The organism is Paractinoplanes rishiriensis (assembly GCF_016862375.1).
GTDB classification, from domain to species: domain Bacteria; phylum Actinomycetota; class Actinomycetes; order Mycobacteriales; family Micromonosporaceae; genus Actinoplanes; species Actinoplanes rishiriensis.
Genome location: NZ_BOMV01000023.1, coordinates 101,099 through 118,723 on the forward strand (window position 1 = coordinate 101,099; position 17,625 = coordinate 118,723).

17 protein-coding genes are annotated in these 17,625 nt (G+C 70.4%); 5 read left to right on the forward strand and 12 right to left on the reverse strand.

The window, feature by feature from the left end; translation table 11 throughout:
• Positions 1-79: 79 nt before the first annotated feature.
• On the reverse strand, positions 80-1,066 hold the full coding sequence (locus Ari01nite_RS12710) for a helix-turn-helix transcriptional regulator (RefSeq protein WP_203781392.1): 987 nt from the start codon (positions 1,064-1,066) through the stop codon (positions 80-82).
• Between the two features lie 125 nt (positions 1,067-1,191).
• Here Ari01nite_RS12710 and Ari01nite_RS12715 point away from each other — a divergent pair, with 125 nt between their 5' ends.
• Complete coding sequence (locus Ari01nite_RS12715) at positions 1,192-2,292, forward strand: DUF3866 family protein (RefSeq protein ID WP_203781393.1); 1,101 nt, start codon at positions 1,192-1,194, stop codon at positions 2,290-2,292.
• Here Ari01nite_RS12715 and Ari01nite_RS12720 read toward each other — a convergent pair.
• Positions 2,267-2,914: an O-methyltransferase gene (locus tag Ari01nite_RS12720; protein ID WP_203781394.1), complete on the reverse strand. Its 648-nt coding sequence runs from the start codon at positions 2,912-2,914 to the stop codon at positions 2,267-2,269. The genes Ari01nite_RS12715 and Ari01nite_RS12720 overlap by 26 nt on opposite strands.
• Before the next feature lie 13 nt (positions 2,915-2,927).
• Positions 2,928-4,286 (reverse strand): Pup--protein ligase, encoded by a 1,359-nt coding sequence (gene pafA, locus Ari01nite_RS12725; RefSeq protein ID WP_203781395.1) that lies wholly within the window; start codon positions 4,284-4,286, stop codon positions 2,928-2,930.
• Positions 4,287-4,412: 126 nt separating this feature from the next.
• On the opposite strand from pafA, the gene Ari01nite_RS12730 reads away from it, so the two are divergent.
• The gene (locus Ari01nite_RS12730) at positions 4,413-5,348 is read left to right on the forward strand and encodes a dTDP-glucose 4,6-dehydratase (RefSeq protein WP_203781396.1); all 936 of its coding nucleotides are present in this window, start codon (positions 4,413-4,415) and stop codon (positions 5,346-5,348) included.
• Here Ari01nite_RS12730 and prcA read toward each other — a convergent pair.
• The 6 genes from prcA to arc all read right to left on the reverse strand — a co-directional run bounded on the left by prcA (position 5,345) and on the right by arc (position 12,500).
• On the reverse strand, positions 5,345-6,220 hold the full coding sequence (prcA, locus tag Ari01nite_RS12735) for a proteasome subunit alpha (RefSeq protein ID WP_203781397.1): 876 nt from the start codon (positions 6,218-6,220) through the stop codon (positions 5,345-5,347). The two genes, Ari01nite_RS12730 and prcA, sit on opposite strands and share 4 nt — an antisense overlap.
• A 52-nt stretch (positions 6,221-6,272) precedes the next feature.
• A complete protein-coding gene (gene prcB / locus Ari01nite_RS12740; protein WP_203781398.1) occupies positions 6,273-7,115 on the reverse strand; it encodes a proteasome subunit beta in 843 nt (280 codons plus the stop codon).
• A 288-nt stretch (positions 7,116-7,403) separates the two neighbouring features.
• A complete protein-coding gene (locus Ari01nite_RS12745; protein ID WP_203781399.1) occupies positions 7,404-7,619 on the reverse strand; it encodes a ubiquitin-like protein Pup in 216 nt (71 codons plus the stop codon).
• 114 nt (positions 7,620-7,733) lie between these two features.
• The gene (dop, locus tag Ari01nite_RS12750) at positions 7,734-9,251 is read right to left on the reverse strand and encodes a depupylase/deamidase Dop (protein ID WP_369076766.1); all 1,518 of its coding nucleotides are present in this window, start codon (positions 9,249-9,251) and stop codon (positions 7,734-7,736) included.
• A 47-nt stretch (positions 9,252-9,298) separates the two neighbouring features.
• A complete protein-coding gene (locus Ari01nite_RS12755; RefSeq protein ID WP_203781400.1) occupies positions 9,299-10,594 on the reverse strand; it encodes an acyltransferase family protein in 1,296 nt (431 codons plus the stop codon).
• Between the two features lie 124 nt (positions 10,595-10,718).
• Positions 10,719-12,500 carry a proteasome ATPase gene (gene arc / locus Ari01nite_RS12760; protein ID WP_203781401.1) on the reverse strand — a complete coding sequence of 594 codons (1,782 nt, stop codon included), beginning with the start codon at positions 12,498-12,500 and terminating at the stop codon, positions 10,719-10,721.
• Between the two features lie 174 nt (positions 12,501-12,674).
• Between arc and Ari01nite_RS12765 the strand changes: the two genes are divergently transcribed.
• Positions 12,675-12,968 (forward strand): ferredoxin, encoded by a 294-nt coding sequence (locus tag Ari01nite_RS12765; RefSeq protein WP_203781402.1) that lies wholly within the window; start codon positions 12,675-12,677, stop codon positions 12,966-12,968.
• A gap of 68 nt (positions 12,969-13,036) precedes the next feature.
• Here the strand turns inward: Ari01nite_RS12765 and Ari01nite_RS12770 are convergent, their stop codons facing one another.
• The 3 genes from Ari01nite_RS12770 to Ari01nite_RS12780 all read right to left on the reverse strand — a co-directional run bounded on the left by Ari01nite_RS12770 (position 13,037) and on the right by Ari01nite_RS12780 (position 15,801).
• Positions 13,037-13,627: a hypothetical protein gene (locus Ari01nite_RS12770; RefSeq protein WP_203781403.1), complete on the reverse strand. Its 591-nt coding sequence runs from the start codon at positions 13,625-13,627 to the stop codon at positions 13,037-13,039.
• 91 nt (positions 13,628-13,718) lie between these two features.
• Positions 13,719-14,672, reverse strand: a complete 954-nt coding sequence (locus Ari01nite_RS12775; protein ID WP_203781404.1) for a tRNA (adenine-N1)-methyltransferase — start codon at positions 14,670-14,672, stop codon at positions 13,719-13,721.
• A gap of 25 nt (positions 14,673-14,697) precedes the next feature.
• A complete protein-coding gene (locus Ari01nite_RS12780; protein ID WP_203781416.1) occupies positions 14,698-15,801 on the reverse strand; it encodes a site-2 protease family protein in 1,104 nt (367 codons plus the stop codon).
• Between the two features lie 134 nt (positions 15,802-15,935).
• Between Ari01nite_RS12780 and Ari01nite_RS12785 the strand changes: the two genes are divergently transcribed.
• Positions 15,936-16,904 carry a RecB family exonuclease gene (locus tag Ari01nite_RS12785; protein ID WP_203781405.1) on the forward strand — a complete coding sequence of 323 codons (969 nt, stop codon included), beginning with the start codon at positions 15,936-15,938 and terminating at the stop codon, positions 16,902-16,904.
• 34 nt (positions 16,905-16,938) lie between these two features.
• Positions 16,939-17,607, forward strand: a complete 669-nt coding sequence (locus Ari01nite_RS12790) for a LuxR C-terminal-related transcriptional regulator (protein ID WP_275410845.1) — start codon at positions 16,939-16,941, stop codon at positions 17,605-17,607.
• Positions 17,608-17,625 lie beyond the last annotated feature (18 nt).

A 17,625-nucleotide genomic window follows, 5' to 3' on the forward strand; every position in this document is an offset into this window, starting at 1 on the left:
GGTGCAGTCGGTCATGCTGAATCTCCTCGGGCATGCCCTCCTGGCCCTATGCCCGCTCCGCTCGCGCCGGTGCAGTCGGTCATGCTGCCACCACCCCGTCGTGGCGGGCCATGACCTCCTTGAGCTGCTGGATGACCGCCTCGCGGACCTCCGGCGGGCCGTCCGCGCGCACGTCCGGCCCGTACCCGACGATCGCGCCGGCCAGCTGCTCCGCGTCCGCGTACGGGATCACCAGTTTGTCGCCGTCCGGACCCGGCAGCGTCTCGGACGCCCAGCGGCGCAGCCCCGCGGCCCGGCCGGGCCGGACCGTCACGGTGGCCCGCCCGGTGCGCGGCACCGGGCCGTCGAAGCCGGCCACGTGGCTGATCAGGTCGACCTTGGCGGGCGGCACGAACGCGTCGGGCCGGCCCACCGGGCGCACGCTGCCGACGATGCGGGACAGCCGGAAGCAGCGGGTGGCGTCCCGGTCGCGGTCGTGACCCACCACATACCACCGGCCGCGCCAGCACACCACGCCCCACGGTTCGAGCCGGCGGATGGCGGGCTCGTCGACCTCGGGCACCCGGTAGCTGAACGTGACCGCGCGCCGGTCGCGGGCGGCCGTGGTGAGCGGCGCGAACGCCGGGTCGACGGTGACCACCGGCTCCACCCCGAGGGTCGCCTGCGGGTCCACCTCGACGCCGGCCGCACGCAGCTTGGCCAGGCCGGACGACGCGGCCGCGGCCAGGCCGGCGTGCTGCCAGAGACGGGCCGCGATGCCGACCGCGGCGGCCTCGTCCGGCTCCAGGATGATGTCCGGCAGTGCGTACTCTCGGTGCGCGATGCGGTAGCCCGGCTCGTTGTCGAAGACGCTCGCGGTACCGGTCTCGAGGGGCACGCCCAGCTCGCGCAACTCGGCCTTGTCGCGTTCGAACTTGCGCTGGAACGCCTCGTGGTCGCGCGGGTCCTCGGGGTCGTGCTCGTAACCGGGCACGGTCGCGGCGATCTGCGCGGCGGTCAGGAACCGTCGCGTGGACAGCAGGCAGATCACCAGATTGACCAGGCGTTCGGTGCGGGTCCGCGACACAGCAGGCAACGCTAGCAGCCGATCGGGCCGGACGGTTATTCGTGACCGGCCGGGGGACGACACCCGACACCCGGGCCCGCCGGGCGCCACCACCCCGGCGGCGGCGTCGAGTAACCTCGCCGCTCATGGTGCGGTGGCGGTCCGGGACGGTGCTGGCGGTTCGGCGACGGTGGCACGGGGCGGCCGAGGTGGAGGTCCGCACCGGCGACGGCGACCTGCGTGCGCTCGCCTACCCGGCGCTGGTCGGCGACCCTGAACCGGGCGACCGGGTGCTGCTCAACGTGGGCGCCCTCGTGATGGGCCTCGGCACCGGCGGATACGCGCTGGTGGTGGCGCTGCCCGACCGGCTGCCCGCGGACCCGCTGGCGGACGGCACCACCCGCGACGCCGGCCACCTGGTCAAGGCCCGCTACACCCCGCTGCAGGCGATCCGGCTGGGCGTCGACGAGGAGGCCTCGCCGCACCGCGCGGTGCTGGAGTCGGCCACCTCGCTGGACGGCATGCCGGTGGTCACCGCCGACCTGCACTCGGCGTTGCCGGCGATCCTGGCCGGGGTCCGCGCCGACCGGCCGGACTGCCGGGTGGCGTACGTGATGACCGACGGTGGCGCGCTGCCGGCCTGGTTCTCCCGCACGCTCGACGGGCTCCGCGGTCACCTGGCCGGCACGATCACCACCGGTCAGGCGTTCGGCGGCGACCTGGAGGCGAGCACCGTGCACACCGGGCTGCTGGCCGCCCGGCACGTGCTCGGTGCGGACGTGACCGTGGTGGCGCAGGGGCCTGGCAACCTGGGCACCGGCACCACCTGGGGGTTCTCCGGGGTGGCCCTGGGCGAGGCGGTCAACGCGATCGGCACGCTGGGCGGGCGGCCGGTCGGGTCGCTGCGCATCTCGGACGGGGACGGCCGGCCCCGGCACCGCGGCGTCTCCCATCACAGCCTCACCGCGTACGGGAGAGTGGCCCTGCTCCGCGCGGACCTGCCGGTGCCGGACGGCCTCGAGCCGCACCTGGCTCGCGAGATCGACGCGGCGCTCGCGCCGCTGGCCGAGCGGCACCATCTGGTGCGGGTGCCGACCGGCGGCCTGGACCGGGCGCTGCGCGAGAGCCCGGTCGGCCTGTCCACCATGGGGCGCGGGCTCGACCAGGACCACGCCTACTTCCTGGCCGCCGCGGCCGCCGGACGGCACGCGGCCGCGCTGCTCAGCCCAGCTTGCGCACCAGGGTGACGCCGTCGCGCACCGGCAGCATCACCGACTCGACCCGGGCGTCGGCCACGATCGCGGCGTTGAGCCGGCTGACCACCACGTCGGAGTCGCGGACGGGGTTGAGCACGTTGCCGTCGCGCAGCACGTTGTCGAGGACCAGCAGGCCCCCGGGGCGCAGTCGCGGTACCAGCTCGGCGTAGTACTCCGGGTATTCGCTCTTGTCGGCGTCCAGGAAAGCGAAGTCGATCTCCGACTCGGCGGGCAGCTGCCGCAGCGAGTCGACGGCGGGGCCGAGCCGCAGCTCGATCAGCTCGTCGACCGCGGCCCGCGCCCAGTACCTGCGGGCCACCGCGGTGTATTCCTCGGACACGTCCAGGGCCAGCAGCCGGCCGTCCTTGGGCAGTCCGCGGGCGATGCAGATGGACGAGTATCCGGTGAACACGCCGACCTCGACCGCGTACGACGCCCCGGTGAGCCGGACCAGCATGGTGAGCAGCTGGCCCTCGTCGTGCGTGATCTGCATCCCGGCCGCCTGCGGGAAGACCGCCACGGTTTCCGCCGCCAGGTCGCGCAGGAGGTCGTCGGCGGGCGAGCTGTGCGCCAGCACGTAGTCGTTGATCTCGGGACGAACGATGTCTGCCATGCGCATTACGGTTTCACATGCTCGCGATCAGCCGCTCCACGCGCTCGTCGTACGCTCGGAACGGGTCCTTGCACAGCACCGTGCGCTGGGCCTGGTCGTTGAGCTTGAGATGCACCCAGTCGACGGTGAAGTCACGCCGTTTCTCCTGCGCGTGCTTGATGAACTCGCCGCGCAGCCGGGCCCGGGTGGTCTGCGGCGGCGTCTCCTTGCACTCGAAGATCTCCAGGTCGTTGGTGATCCGGTCGACCTGCTTGCGACGCTCCATCAGCGCGTACAGGCCGCGGCCCCGGCGGACGTCGTGGTAGGCCAGATCGAGCTGGGCGATCCGCGGGTGGCTCATCGGGATCTCGTGCTTGGTCTGGTACCGCTCGATCAGCTTGTACTTCGAGACCCAGTCGATCTCGCGGGACACCGGGTCGAGGTCACCGCTCTCGATCGCGTTGAGCACCCGGCCCCACAGCTCGACCACCCGCTTGGCGGTCTGGTCGCCGCCCCGCCGCTCGACGAACTCGGTGGCCTTGGCCAGGTATTCCTGCTGGATCTCGAGGGCGCTGACCTCTTTGTTGTTGGCCAGGCGGATCTTGCGGCGGCCGGTGACGTCGTGGCTGACCTCGCGGATCGCCCGGATCGGGTTTTCCAGCGTGAGGTCGCGCATCACCACGCCCGCCTCGATCATGCGGAGCACGATGTCGGCGCTGCCCACCTTGAGCAGGGTGGTGACCTCGTTCATGTTCGAGTCGCCGACGATCACGTGCAGCCGGCGATAACGCTCGGCGTCCGCGTGCGGCTCGTCCCGGGTGTTGATGATCGGCCGGGACCGGGTGGTGGCGCTGGAGACGCCCTCCCAGATGTGCTCGGCGCGCTGGGACAGGCAGAACACCGCACCGCGGGGGGTCTGCAGCACCTTGCCGGCGCCGCAGATCAACTGCCGGGTGACCAGGAACGGGATCAGGACGTCGGCGAGCCGGCCGAACTCACCGTGCCGCGAGACCAGGTAGTTCTCGTGGCAGCCGTACGAGTTGCCGGCCGAGTCGGTGTTGTTCTTGAAGAGGTAGATCTCGCCCGCGATCCCCTCGTCGTGCAGCCGTTTCTCGGCGTCGACCAGGAGACCCTCCAGGATCCGCTCGCCGGCCCGGTCGTGGGCGACCAGGTCGGTGACGGAGTCGCACTCGGGGGTCGCGTACTCAGGATGGGAACCGACGTCGAGGTAGAGACGGGCACCGTTGCGGAGGAAAACGTTGCTGCTGCGCCCCCAGGACACCACTCGGCGGAACAGGTAGCGGGCCACCTCGTCCGGCGACAGCCGCCGCTGCCCCCGATAAGTACACGTGACGCCGTACTCGGTCTCGAGGCCGAAAATTCGCCGTTCCATGACGAAACACTAGCCTCATCGGGCATCCATTGGCAGTCACCACTCGCGCATTCCCGGGTACTGACCGCAGTTGCTGATCACCGGATCGGGTCTGCGGCGCGAACTGGCAGATAAACTGCCGGTGCGATGAACCTCTTGGTCACCGGTGGCGCCGGCTTCATCGGCTCACATTTCGTGCGAGCACTGCTCTCGAACCGGTTGCCGGGCCTCGAGGGCTCCTCGGTCACTGTCCTCGACCGGGTCGCAGAGCCGGAAAACCTGGCCGGCCTGGACGGCTTCCGGTACGTGTCCGCCGACATCGGCGACGCGCCGTCGGTCGGATCGGCCGTCTACGACCAGGACGTGATCGTGCACTTCGCGGCGGCCGAGCAGGCCGAGTCCGGCGACTTCGCGGCCACCAACATGATGGGCACCCAGGTGCTGCTGTGGGCCGCGCTGCGCCACCGGGTGCCGCGCTTCGTGCAGGTGTCCACGGCCGAGGTGTACGGGTCGATCGACGACGGCGCCTGGACCGAGAACGCGCCGGCCGCACCCATCACGCCGTACGCGGCCAGCAAGGCGGGCGCCGACCAGATGGCCCTCACCTACCACGAGAGCCACGGCCTGCCGGTCATGGTGGTCCGGGCGACCGCCACCTACGGCAGTCACCAGCACCCCTCGAACCCGGTCCCCCGCCTCATCACGAGCGCGCTGGACGACCGGCCGGTGGAGGTGCCGGACAACGGCCGGGTGCGCGACTGGCTGCACGTCGAGGACCACTGCCGGGCGCTGGGCCTGGTGGTGGCCGGTGGCCGGGCCGGCGAGATCTACCACGTCGGCGGCAGCCTCGAACTCGCCCACCACGACCTCGCCGAACTGGTGCTCGACGAGTGCGGCACCGGCTGGAGCCGGGTGGTCGCGGTCGCCGAGGACGAGACCGGCGACGAGCGGCAGGTCCTCGACGACTTCAAGATCCGGCATGAGCTGGGCTGGCGCCCCCAGGTGGAGTTCACCAGCGGCCTGGCCGACACGGTCGACTGGTACCGCAAGAACTCCGGCTGGTGGCGCCCCCTGCTCGGCTAGTCCTTGTCGTCCTTGGGCTTGTCGTCCTTGGGCTTGGCGTCCTTGGGCTGCGCGTCCTTGGGCTGCGCGTCCTTGCCCTCGGCGTCCTCCGACGCGGCCGAGACGGTCGGCTTGTCCTCGGCCGGGCTGGGCGGGGCCGCGTCCACGCCGCCGAGGTCCTTGTCGGGCACGTCGTGGTCACCGCTGAGCAGCGTGGTCAGCGCCGCGTCGGCGAGCCGCCGGAAGGTCCGGCCCCTCCGCCGCCGGTCGAGCACTGCCACCTCGAGCTGCTTGGGGCCGAGCTGCCGCGCCTGCCCGTTCTCGCCGCCCACGCTGCCCAGCGCCTCGGCGGCCAGCGCCAGCGCGGTGGTCAGGTCGGCCGCGGTGTCGTGGCGCTCGCGCAGCACGTTCGAAATGGCCTCGGCCTGCCCGCCCATCGCCATGAAGCCGGGCTCGTCCATCACCGAACCGTCGTACGTGACCCGGTACAGCTCGTCGGCCTCCGGCGTGGCACCGACCTCCGCGATGCAGATCTCCACCTCGTACGGCTTCTGCGTCTCGGAGAAGATCGCACCCAGCGTCTGGGTGTAGGCGCTGGCCAGCCCGCGCCCGGTGACGTCGCGCCGGTCGTAGCTGTAGCCGTTCAGGTCGGCCATCCGCACGCCGGCCCGGCGCAGGCTCTCGAACTCGTTGTACCGGCCCACGGCCGCGAAGCCGATCCGGTCGTAGATCTCACTGATCTTGCGCAGCGTCGTGATGTTCTCGGCGACCATCAGGATGCCGCCCTCGTACGTCAGGACCACGGCGGAGCGGCCGCGGGCGATGCCCTTGCGGGCGTATTCCGAGCGGTCCCGCTGCACCTGCTCGGGTGATGCGTAGAACTGCATGGCCACGGGTGGCTACTCCCTTTCGTCCCTGGTGAAGTCGGCTCGGGTGCAGCGGGGACTAGCCGCCCGGGTTTTCCATCCGGCCGCGGACGACCTCCTCGGCCACCGCCGCGGTCTCCTCCTCGGTCAGGCGGTGAGTGCCCTGCGCCGTGGCTGTCATCACCACCGGATAGATCTTGCGGGTGAGGTCGGGGCCGCCGGTCGCGGTGTCGTCGTCGGCCGCGTCGTAGAGCGCCTCGACGGCCAGCCGGACCGCGTCGCCGGTGCTGACCCCGGCGCGGTATTTCTTTTTCAGCGCGGACTTGGCGAACAGCGAGCCCGAGCCGATCGAGTCGTAACCCGTCTCCTCGTAGAGGCCGCCGGCCACGTCGAAGCTGAAGATCCGCCCGGCCCGGGCCGGGTCGGCCGGCGCCAGGTCGAAGCCCGCGAACAGCGGCACCACCGCGAGCCCCTGCATGGCCGCGCCCAGGTTGCCGCGGACCATGCCGGCCAGCCGGTTGGCCTTGCCGTCCAGGGAGAGCATGATGCCCTCGATCTTTTCGTAGTGCTCCAGCTCCACCTGGAACAGCCGCATCAGCTCGATGCCGATGCCGGCCGTGCCGGCGATGCCGATCAGCGAGTAGCTGTCGGCGGGGTGCACCTTTTCGATGTCCCGGCTGGCGATCAGGTTGCCCATGGTGGCCCGGCGGTCGCCGGCCATCACCACGCCCTCGGCGGTCGAGATCGCCACGATCGTGGTGGCGTGCGGCGCGATCTCACCGGCCGCGAGACCCGGCGGCAACGGCCGCCGCCCCGGCAGCAGGTCGGGGGCCGCCTGGTTGAGGAACTGCGTGAAGGAGGACGTCCCCGAGTTGGTGTAGACATCCGGCAGCCGCCCGGATGGATCAAAGTCCTTTGCCACGTGGTTCCTTTCAGATACGTGATCTGCCGCCGCGCCGGCCCGCGTGGCGCCGGTGCGGTTGAAGAACAATATCCCGCACGCTCCACCGGTGCGATGATCGTGATCGACGTGTTGGGAGCGCCACCCACGACCAGGAACCAGCCTGCCGGAAGTGCCGCTACCGGGGCGGACAATGCCACGATGGCCGGCCGCGTCGCCGCGTCCGGCCATCGGAACTCCGCCGGTTCAGTTACCGAATTCGGCTATGGGCGTAACTCCGCGTCCCACCACCTGAATCGGACAATCAGCTCACTCGCCGCCCTTTTGGACGTATCCTCGGACGAACTCCTCGGCGTTCTCCTCCAGTACCGAGTCGATCTCGTCGAGCAGATCGTCGACGTCCTCGGTCAGCTCCGCGTGCCGCTCGGCTACCTCCGGGTTTGCCTCAACGGTGACGTCGTCGATCTCCTGGTCGTTCCGGCCCTTGCCGGACTGCGACTGGCCGCCGGTGTCTCGGGTTGCCATCGGTGTCCCCCTTCTCACGTCACCCCTGTACGGGCCCGAAGTCCGCACAACATCGGGATGGGAAAAACCTACCTCGCTGGTACGACAAAACCCGCTGCCGGTCCGGGTGTTTTCTCAGCGGCTCGTGATGACCTCGAGCAGGTCCTTCGCACTCTCACACTTGTCGAACAGGGCACCGACGTGCTTCTTGGTGCCGCGCTCCGGTTCCATCATCGGCACCCGGACGAGCGACTCCCGGCCCACGTCGAAGATGACCGAGTCCCAGCTGGCCGCGACCACTTCGGACGCGTACTGGGCCAGGCAGCGGCCGCGGAAGTAGGCCCGGGTGTCCTCCGGCGGCTCGTACATGGCCTTCTCGGTGGCGGCGTCGTCGAGCAGCGTCTTCATCGAGCCGCGGGCCACCAGGCGGTGATAGAGGCCCTTCTCCGGGCGCACGTCGGCGTACTGCAGGTCGACCAGTTGGAGCTTGGGCGACGACCAGCCCAGGTCCTCCCGCTCCCGGTAGCCGTCGAGCAGGCGCAGCTTGGCCACCCAGTCCAGGGTGTCCGAGCAGAGCATCGGGTCGCGGCCCAGCTTGTCGAGGATGTCCTCCCAGCGGGCCAGGACGTCGGTGGTCTGCTCGTCGCCGTCGTCGCCGTAGCGCTCGGCCACGAACGCGGCAGCGCGCTCGTAGTAGGCCCACTGGAGGTCGAGCGCGGTCAGCCGGCGCCCGTCGCGCAGCCGGATCAGGTGCTTGAGGGCGGGGTCGTGGCTGACCGCCTTGAGCTCGCTGACCGGGTCGGCGATGCCCAGTTCGCCGGTGAACACCTTCTCCTCGATCATCGCGAGCACCAGCGACGTCGTACCCATCTTGAGATAGCTGGCGATCTCGGACAGGTTGGCGTCGCCGATGATCACGTGCAGCCGGCGGTATTTGTCGGCATCGGCGTGCGGCTCGTCGCGGGTGTTGATGATCGGCCGCTTCAGCGTCGTCTCGAGACCGACCTCGACCTCGAAGAAGTCGGCGCGCGACGAGATCTGGAAGCCGGCGCCGGAGCCGTCCTGCCCCAGGCCCACCCGGCCGACGCCGCAGAAGATCTGCCGGGTGACGAAGAACGGGGTGAGGTGGGCCACGATGTCGGCGAACGGGGTCTGCCGGCGCATCAGGTAGTTCTCGTGCGAGCCGTACGACGCGCCCTTGTTGTCGGTGTTGTTCTTGTAGAGCTGGATCCGGTGGGTGCCCGGGATGGTGGCGGCGCGGCGGGAAGCCTCGGCCATCACGCGCTCGCCCGCTTTGTCCCACTTCACGACATCGAGCGGATTGGTGCACTCGGGGGTGCTGTATTCCGGGTGGGCGTGGTCGACGTAGAGCCGAGCACCGTTGGTCAGTATCACGTTCGCGAGACCGAGGTCCTCGTCGGCGAGGGCGTCGGCCGGGTCGTAGGCGGCTCCGGAATAGGTGAAGCCGCGCGCGTCCCGCAGCGGCGACTCCTCCTCGTAGTCCCAGCGGGCACGGCCACCGCGAGTCAGCTCCGGCCGCGCTCCATAGGCGTTGACCACCTGGGACGAGGTGACCATCGGGTTGGCTCCGGGCTGCCCGGGAACCGAAATCCCATACTCGACCTCGGTGCCCATAATCCGCCGAACACTCATGCGACCACCCTGTCCGCCACGATGCCCTCGCTGCTCATGTATCGAGCCTAGACGCTCTGGCGTTCGTTCTGCCCCCGCCCCGTGCCCGGCGATGCACGCTGGGTGGCGAACACCGGCGTCCGAGGCGGGCGCGGCTCGAGGCGGGCGGTCAGCCGCCGGCCGAGTGCCTGGCCCGGCAATTCCACCATGCGGTACGCGAGCCAGGCGACAACGATCACCACGACGAGGTACGCGAACCCGACGAGTACCCGCACCGCCCCCGGCCGGGTCCCGAGATCTGGGACGACCCGGGGAAGCAGGAACAGCACGATCACATGCAGCAGATACAGCGAGTAGCTGATCTGACCCAGCCAGGTGAGCGCCGCCGGGACCGTGCGGGATTTGCACGCGTACGCCACGGCGAAGGTGATCGCGACCGCCGCGGTGTTGGCGAGCCACACCCGTACGGCCGCACCGGAACCCAGATGTGTCCAATGCGCACCCACCACGCCGAGCCCGACCACGGACAGCGAAATCGCCGCTGAGCGGCGGCCGATCTGGCCGTGCTGCGCGCGATAGACCACGGTGCCGGCGAACATGACGGCGAGCAGCAGCAGGCCCTGCCAGGACGCGATGACGGTGCTGTCCCGGGTGGCGTGCCCGTTGAGCGCGGGCAGCAGGACCATCGCGATGCCGCCGGCGCCGGCCACGAGGACCATCCGGCCTTTCTGGTACGCGGGGTCTGTCAGGTACGCGAGCAGACCGAGCCCCACCAGCACCACCAGGACGGCGGCGGTCACCCGGCGCTCGGCAACGGTGCCGCCCAGCAGATCGTTCGGCAGGGCCGGCCCGAGCAGCAGCGCAACCAGCGCGAGACCGGACGCCCACCACGCGCTCCAGCGGTGCAGCCGCCACGCGAAAAGTCCGGCAACGATCAGATAGAACGTCATCTCGTAGGCGAGCGTCCAGAACACCCGCAGGGCGCCGCGCTGGCCGAGCAGGTCGGGCAGCATCGTGACATGCGCCAGCACGCCGGTGACCGTCTCCTGGCGCAGACCGGCCGGCCAGCGCAGCCAGCCGAACGCGCAGACCAGGGCGAACAGCGCGATGGCGGCGAGGTAGGCCGGGTAGATCCGGCAGAGCCGCCCGATCCAGAACCGGCGCAGGCTGCCGTGCCGCTCCAGCGACATCGGGATGACGTAGCCACTGACCAGGAAGAACAGCAGCACGCCGTACTTGCCCAGGTCGATGTGCCGCATCACCGCGAGGTGGCGTTCGGTGCCGATCACCTGCGGGCTCAGGTGGAAGCAGACGACCACGAGGGCCGCGTATCCGCGCAGAGCATCGAGCCAGCCAAGCCTCATGCCCGGTGCAACGACAACGCGGGCGGAAGGGTGATCCCTCCGCCCGCGCCGCCCTGAGCTTTACCGGCACTGAGCTTTACCGGTACTGGGCTTTACCGGTACTGGGCTTTACCGGTACTGGGCCTTACAGGTACTGGCCGGTGTTCGTGGCCGTCTCGATGGAGCGTCCCGCCTCGGCACCCTTGCCGCCGGAGACCAGGGTGCGGATGTAGACGATCCGCTCGCCCTTCTTGCCCGAGATGCGGGCCCAGTCGTCCGGGTTGGTGGTGTTCGGCAGGTCCTCGTTCTCGCGGAACTCGTCGACGCAGCTGTCCAGCAGGTGCTGGAGGCGCAGCCCCTTCTTGCCCGAGGTGAGGAACTCCTTGATCGCCATCTTCTTGCCGCGGTCCACGATGTTCTGGATCATCGCGCCCGAGTTGAAGTCCTTGAAGTACAGGACCTCCTTGTCACCGTTGGCGTAAGTGACCTCGAGGAAGCGGTTTTCCTCGGACTCCGTGTACATCCGCAGGACGACCGCCTCGATCATCGCGGCCACCGTGACGTCCCGGTCGTTGCCGTGCTCGGCCAGGTCGTCGCCGGACAGCGGCAGGCCGGCCAGGATGTACTTGGCGAAGATGTCCTTGGCCGCCTCGGCGTCCGGACGCTCGATCTTGATCTTCACGTCGAGCCGGCCGGGGCGCAGGATCGCCGGGTCGATCATGTCTTCCCGGTTCGAGGCGCCGATCACGATCACGTTTTCCAGGCCCTCGACACCGTCGATCTCGCTGAGCAGCTGGGGAACGATGGTGTTCTCCACGTCGCTCGAGACGCCGGAGCCACGGGTCCGGAAGATCGAGTCCATCTCGTCGAAGAACACGATGACCGGCGTGCCCTCGCTGGCCTTCTCGCGGGCCCGCTGGAAGACCAGCCGGATGTGCCGCTCGGTCTCGCCGACGTACTTGTTGAGCAGCTCGGGACCCTTGATGTTGAGGAAGTAGCTGGTGTGCTTCTCCTCACCGCGCCGCTCGGCGATCTTTTTGGCCAGCGAGTTGGCCACCGCCTTGGCGATCAGGGTCTTACCGCAGCCGGGTGGGCCGTAGAGCAGGATGCCCTTCGGCGGCCGCAGCTGGTGTTCCCGGAACAGGTCGGCGTGCAGGAAGGGCAGCTCGACCGCGTCGCGGATCTGCTCGATCTGGGAGTGCAGGCCGCCGATGTCGCCGTAGTCGACGTCCGGGACCTCCTCCAGCACGAGCTCCTCGACCTCGCTCTTCGGGATCCGCTCGTACGCGTACGCCGAGCGGGGCTCGATCATCAGCGAGTCGCCGGCCCGCAGCGCGGAGACCTGCAGCGAGTCGGCCAGGAAGACGATCCGCTCCTCGTCGGCGTGCGAGACGACCAGGGCCCGGTCACCGGGCTCGCCGCCGGGGCCGCTGAGCACCTCCTTGAGCAGGACCACCTCGCCACTGCGCTCGAAGCCGAAGGCGTCGACCACGTTCAGCGCGTCGTTGAGCAGGACTTCCTGCCCGCGCTTGAGCTCCTCGGTCTCCAGCGACGGGGAGACCGCCACCCGGAGCTTGCGACCTCCGGTGAAGACATCCACCGTGCCGTCCTCGTGCGCGGCGAGGAACACGCCGTAGCCGCTGGGCGGCTGGGCGAGCCGGTCAATCTCTTCCTTGAGAGTGACGATCTGTGCCCGGGCTTCCTTCAGGGTCGCCACGAGCCGGTCGTTGTTCTCGGTCACTCGGGCCAGCTGCGCCTGCGTTGCCGCAAGCCGTTCCTCGAGCTGCCGGACGTGCCGTGGGCTCTCGGTCAACTTACGCCGAACCAGGGCTAGTTCCTCCTGCAGGAACGCGACCTGGCTGGAGAGATCGTTGGCCTCTTTCTCCCAACGTGCGGCGCGTGAGTCCGCCTCGTCGTTACGTGCCACGTCCCACCTCCCCGGGGGCTCGAACGTCTTGCGATAACACTAGCTGCTGCGGGCCGGATTTCGACCCATGCAACACCCTCGTCACTGAGTCTTGATCCATTCGGCCAGTGCCCGCAAGTTGGTTGTCGGAGGCTTCCGGTACCGTCGGATGGGGCCATTTCTGGGAGGTGCGGAGTGTCGGCGCAGACCGGTACGGACGAACTGCGGGTCTGGGTGGATCAGGACCTGTGCACCGGTGACGGACTCTGCGTGCAGTACGCACCCGAGGTGTTCGAGTTCGACATCGACGGCCTCGCGTACGTCAAGGACAGCAGCGGTGAGCTGCTGCAATCCCCCGGCGTGCGCACCGACGTCCCGGGCCACCTGCGGCTCGAGGTGATCGACGCGGCCAAGGAGTGCCCGGGCGACTGCATCCACGTGGTCCGGTCGTCGGACGACGTCGAGGTGGCCGGACCGGACGCCGCCTGACAAATTTCCCGCGAGCGCCGTTGTCGGGTGGAACACCTCACGCGAGCGCACTCAAAACGCGGAAAATGTCACAGCGTGGGTCGTCCCACCAACGATGCAACCACCCGGGAGAACTCCTCCAGCCGGGCGATCTGCCCCGGGCCGCCGTCGTCCAGCGTCTTGCCGAAGCGCAGCGCGTCGTGCCGCAGCGCGGTGCGGCCCTCGCCCTCGTCCATCCCGGGCGGCGGCACCGCGTCGTCGATCGAGCTGAGCAGCAGGTAGACGTCGATGCTGTCGACCCGCGCCTGCCCGTTCGAGGTGCGGGTCAGCCGGCGCCGGCAGCCCACCTCGGTGACCGTGGACAGCGGCACCACCCGCAACGACGACGTCATCGAGCCCACCGGCCCGTCGCCGGGCGCCACGTCCTCGCCGTGCCACAGCACCAGCCGGCTGCCGTCGCAGATGACGACCTCCTGCCAGACGCCGTTCACCTCGTTGACGAAGCGCTCCAGCGTGAAGCACAGCACCGAGGCACCGCGCAGCACCCCGAACAGCGCGTCCAGCGCCACCTCGGGATCGCGCAGATAGGCCCGTGCGGCCGAGTCGAGGTCCTGGTAAGGCGACCAGTCCGGGAAGACAGCCGGCATCTCGTTGCTGCCGCCGAACGGCGGAGAACTCATTGCGCCCACCCGATCCTCCGTTCGCTTCCTGCCGCCATTGGAAGCTACCCGAGGAGGACCCCCGGAGTCACATCCCCGAGTGGGTGCATCGTCATCGATCCAATTCGGCTACTTCCGCCTCATTTGCGGCGGCTGCGGCGAGTGCCGCTTGCGCGGCGCGGCGCAACGCGTACGCCTCAGCGCCTTTGCTCGGTTTGCGCCGCCGCGGCGGGGCCGTGACCCCCGGCGCCAGCTTGCGGGCCGAGACCAGAAATGCGGTGTGCGCCACCATCCGGTGGTCGGGCCGGACCGCCAGTCCCTCGGCGTGCCAGTCCCGGACCAGCGACTCCCAGGCCCGCGGCTCGGTCCAGCCGCCGCGCTCGCGCAGCGCCTCCACCAACTCGGACAACTGGGGCGTGGTGGCCACGTATCCGATGAACACCCCACCGGGCACGAGGGCACGCTCGACCATGTCGAGCGCCTCCCACGGGGTCAGCATGTCCAGGATGATCCGGTCGAAGCCGGTCTCGGCGTTGCCTGCCACGTCGCCGTGGTGCAGGTGCCATGCCGGGTGCGGGCCGCCGAAGAACGCCTCGACGTTCTTGCGGGCGATCGCCGCGAAGTCGTCGCGCAACTCGAACGAGTGCAACTCGCCGCCGCTGCCCACGGCCCGCAGCAGCGAACACGACAGCGCGCCCGAGCCGGCGCCCGCCTCGAGCACCTTGGCGCCCGGGAAGATGTCACCCATCGCGACGATCTGGGCCGCGTCCTTCGGATAGATCACCTGGGCGCCGCGCGGCATGCTCAGCACATAGTCGCTGAGCAGCGGGCGCAGCGCGAGATAGGCGGTGCCGCCCGCGGAGGTGACGACGCTGCCCTCGGGCAGCCCGATCAGTCCGTCGTGGTCGAGGGCGCCGCGGTGGGTGTGGTACGACTTGCCCGGCTCGAGCACGATCGTGTGCATCCGCCCCTTGGGGTCGGTGAGCTGGACGCGGTCACCCGCCCGGAACGGCCCGCGGTGGGCGGGCAGCGAGTCGTCGACGACGGTGGCAGGCGTACTGGTCACTGGTTTCTTTTCTCTCAAAGCTCGGCTAACGGGGGCGCTGCACCGGACGCTGCCGGCGCGGCTCGAGGACCTCGGCGACGTCGCCGACGCGGAGCACGCCGACCACATCCTCGCCCGAGGTCACCACATACTGCCCGGCCGGGTGGGCCTGCAACGCGCGGACCACCTGCTCGCCGGTCAGCCCGAGGGAGAGCACGGGCACCGCGTCGCGGGACCGGGCCACGGTGTCCACGGCCACCCACGGGCGCCGGTCGACCGGAACCCGCTCGGCGGCCACCGGGTCGACCAGTGCGGTGAGATTACCGGCCGAGTCCGACACGGCGAGCACCACGTTCGGCCGCGGGTCCTCGGCGCGGCGGCGCTGCGCCTCACCCAGCGGGGTGCCGGCCGGCACGGTCAGCATCGGCCGGGTCAGCCGGCGCAGGTCGACCAGCGGGAAGCGGCGGGTCATCCGGGCCAGCCGGATCGACTGCCCGGCGCCCTGCCACAGCGTGAACACGACGAGCAGCACGAACAGAAGTCCGAAAAGGGTCAGGTGCTCCAGCCGGTAGAGCCAGAGCGCCACCATCGCGGTCACGAACGCCAGCACCCGGCCCGCCCAGGCGGCCACCTCGGTGGCCGCGTTCCGGTCCCGGAGCAGTGCCCACAGCCCCGCGCGCAACGCCCGGCCACCGTCCAGGGGAAGGCCCGGCAGCACGTTGAACAGCGCCACCAGGATGTTGCTGGCGGCCAGCTGAAACGCGATCTGGCCGGCCATGGTGCGGTCCGGCAGCGCCAGGTAGGCAGCGGTCGAGAGCCCGCCGAGCACCAGCGAGACGGCCGGTCCGGCCAGGCTGACCAGGGCGTCCACCCGCGGCGTCGGTGCGTCCCGATCCATTTCGGTCCAGCCGCCGAGCAGCTCGAGCGTGATCCCGCGAACCCCGATCCCGAATCGGCGGGCGGTCAGCGCGTGCCCCAGTTCGTGCAACAGCACCGAGCCCAGCAGGCAAACCACAAAACCAAGGCCGACCAGGTACGCGACCGGCTCGGGCAGAGTGAGCTCGGTGCGCACGTAGTTGCCGTAGACGACCGTCACCAGCAGGGCGAGCAGCAGCATCGAGGCGTTGACAAAGATCGGAATGCCCAGCACACGGCCCACCGGCCGGCCCGGTCTGCCGGCGCGGCGCGGCTGCGGCGTGCTCTGCTCCACGCGTCGATGCTACGGAGTCGCCGCCGCGGGGTCGCCACGCCGTTTCGTCGTACCCCTGCCCTAACCTCTCCACCATGACGGCACCGACGGTCACTCCGCTGCCCGGCCCCCCGCTGCCCGGCCCCTCCTTGTCTCCGTCGCGGGCGGCCGACTTCAAGACCTGCCCGCTGCTGTTCCGGTTCCGCACGGTCGACCGCCTGCCCGAGCAGCCCTCCGCCGACCAGGCCCGGGGCACGCTGGTGCACGCCGTGCTGGAGCGCCTGTTCGACCTGCCGGCCGCCGAACGCACCCCCGAGGCGGCCGCGGCCCTGGTGGCGCCGTCCTGGGCCGCCCTGCTGGCCGACGAGCCGTCGCTGGCCGACATCTTCGCGGTCACCGCCCGGCTGTCGGCCGACCCGGCTGTCGCCGCCGCCGAGGCCGACGCCACCGGTCAGGCCGTGCTGCTCGACGCCCCACCCGCCGACGACGCCGCCCGCCTCGCGGCCTTCCTCGGTAGCGCCCGCACGTTGCTCGACGGCTACTTCGCGGTCGAGGACCCGCGCCGCCTCGAGCCCGCCGAGCGCGAGGCCCTGATCTCCGCGACCGTCGACGAGGAGTTGCTGATCCGGGGCTACATCGACCGCCTCGACGTCAGCCCCGCCGGCGACCTGCGCGTGGTCGACTACAAGACCGGCGGCGCGCCGCGCGAGGCGTTCGAGGGCCGTGCCCTGTTCCAGCTGAAGTTCTACGCCCTGGTCCTGTGGCGCACCCGCGGCGTCGTCCCGCGGGTGCTGCGCCTGGTCTATCTCAAGGATGCCGAGGTCTGCGACTACAGCCCCGACGCCGACGAGCTGGAACGCTTCGAGCGCACCCTGGTGGCCCTCTCCCAGGCGATCGAAAAGGCCAAACGCGACCAGGATTTCCGCCCCAAGCCGAGCCGCCTGTGCGGCTGGTGCAACCATCAGGCGCTGTGCCCCGAGTTCGGCGGCACCCCGCCGCCCTACCCCACGGTCGACACCACACCCCTGGAGGCCACTGCCGCCGACGACGATCGCTTAGGGTGACGCCCAGAGTCTGCCGAGCCGAGCGGGGGTAGGGGTGAGCGAGCGTCCGGTACGGGTGCTGCTGGCCGACCCGGCCCCGATGCAGCGCTCCGGCCTGCGGATGGCCCTGGCCGCGGCCGGCATCGTCATCGCCGGCGAGACCGGCGACGGCACCGAGGCGCTCGACCTGGCCCGCCGCCTGCTCCCCGACGTGCTGATCGCCGAGATCGCCCTGCCCCGCCTCGACGGCCTGGCGGTGGCCCACGCCGTGACGGATTCCAGCCTGCCGGTCCGCGTCCTGATCCTGACCGCCCAGGACACCGACGAGGACGTCCTGGCCGCGATCGCCGCCGGCGCGGCCGGCTTCGTGTGCAAGAGCGCCCCACCCGACGAGGTGACCACCGCCGTCCGCGCCGTGGCCACCGGCGGCGCCGTGGTAACCCCCAAAATCCTGGCCCGCATCCTGACCAGAGTGGCCGAGGCACTGCCCGCCCCGGAAACCACCACGACGTCCAAACTGGACGCCCTGACCGACCGCGAACGCGAGGTCCTGATCCACGTGGCCCGAGGCCACTCCAACGCCGAAATAGCCGAGGCCCTACAGGTCAGCGAGACCACCATCAAAACCCACGTCGGCCACGTCCTGACCAAGCTCCGCCTTCGCGACCGCACCCAGGCGGTGGTCCTGGCCTACGAAACAGGCTTGGTAAAGCCCGGCGCCTGACCGGCCCCATCCCACCCC

What these genes read in the sequence shown, in the direction of transcription:
- Ari01nite_RS12715 (WP_203781393.1), top strand. Translation starts at nt 1,192, where the DNA reads ATGGTGCGGTGGCGGTCCGGGACGGTGCTGGCGGTTCGGCGACGGTGG.
- Ari01nite_RS12720 (WP_203781394.1), bottom strand. Translation starts at nt 2,914, where the DNA reads ATGGCAGACATCGTTCGTCCCGAGATCAACGACTACGTGCTGGCGCAC.
- pafA (WP_203781395.1), bottom strand. Translation starts at nt 4,286, where the DNA reads ATGGAACGGCGAATTTTCGGCCTCGAGACCGAGTACGGCGTCACGTGT.
- Ari01nite_RS12730 (WP_203781396.1), top strand. Translation starts at nt 4,413, where the DNA reads ATGAACCTCTTGGTCACCGGTGGCGCCGGCTTCATCGGCTCACATTTC.
- Ari01nite_RS12745 (WP_203781399.1), bottom strand. Translation starts at nt 7,619, where the DNA reads ATGGCAACCCGAGACACCGGCGGCCAGTCGCAGTCCGGCAAGGGCCGG.
- dop (WP_369076766.1), bottom strand. Translation starts at nt 9,251, where the DNA reads ATGAGTGTTCGGCGGATTATGGGCACCGAGGTCGAGTATGGGATTTCG.
- Ari01nite_RS12755 (WP_203781400.1), bottom strand. Translation starts at nt 10,594, where the DNA reads ATGAGGCTTGGCTGGCTCGATGCTCTGCGCGGATACGCGGCCCTCGTG.
- Ari01nite_RS12770 (WP_203781403.1), bottom strand. Translation starts at nt 13,627, where the DNA reads ATGAGTTCTCCGCCGTTCGGCGGCAGCAACGAGATGCCGGCTGTCTTC.
- Ari01nite_RS12785 (WP_203781405.1), top strand. Translation starts at nt 15,936, where the DNA reads ATGACGGCACCGACGGTCACTCCGCTGCCCGGCCCCCCGCTGCCCGGC.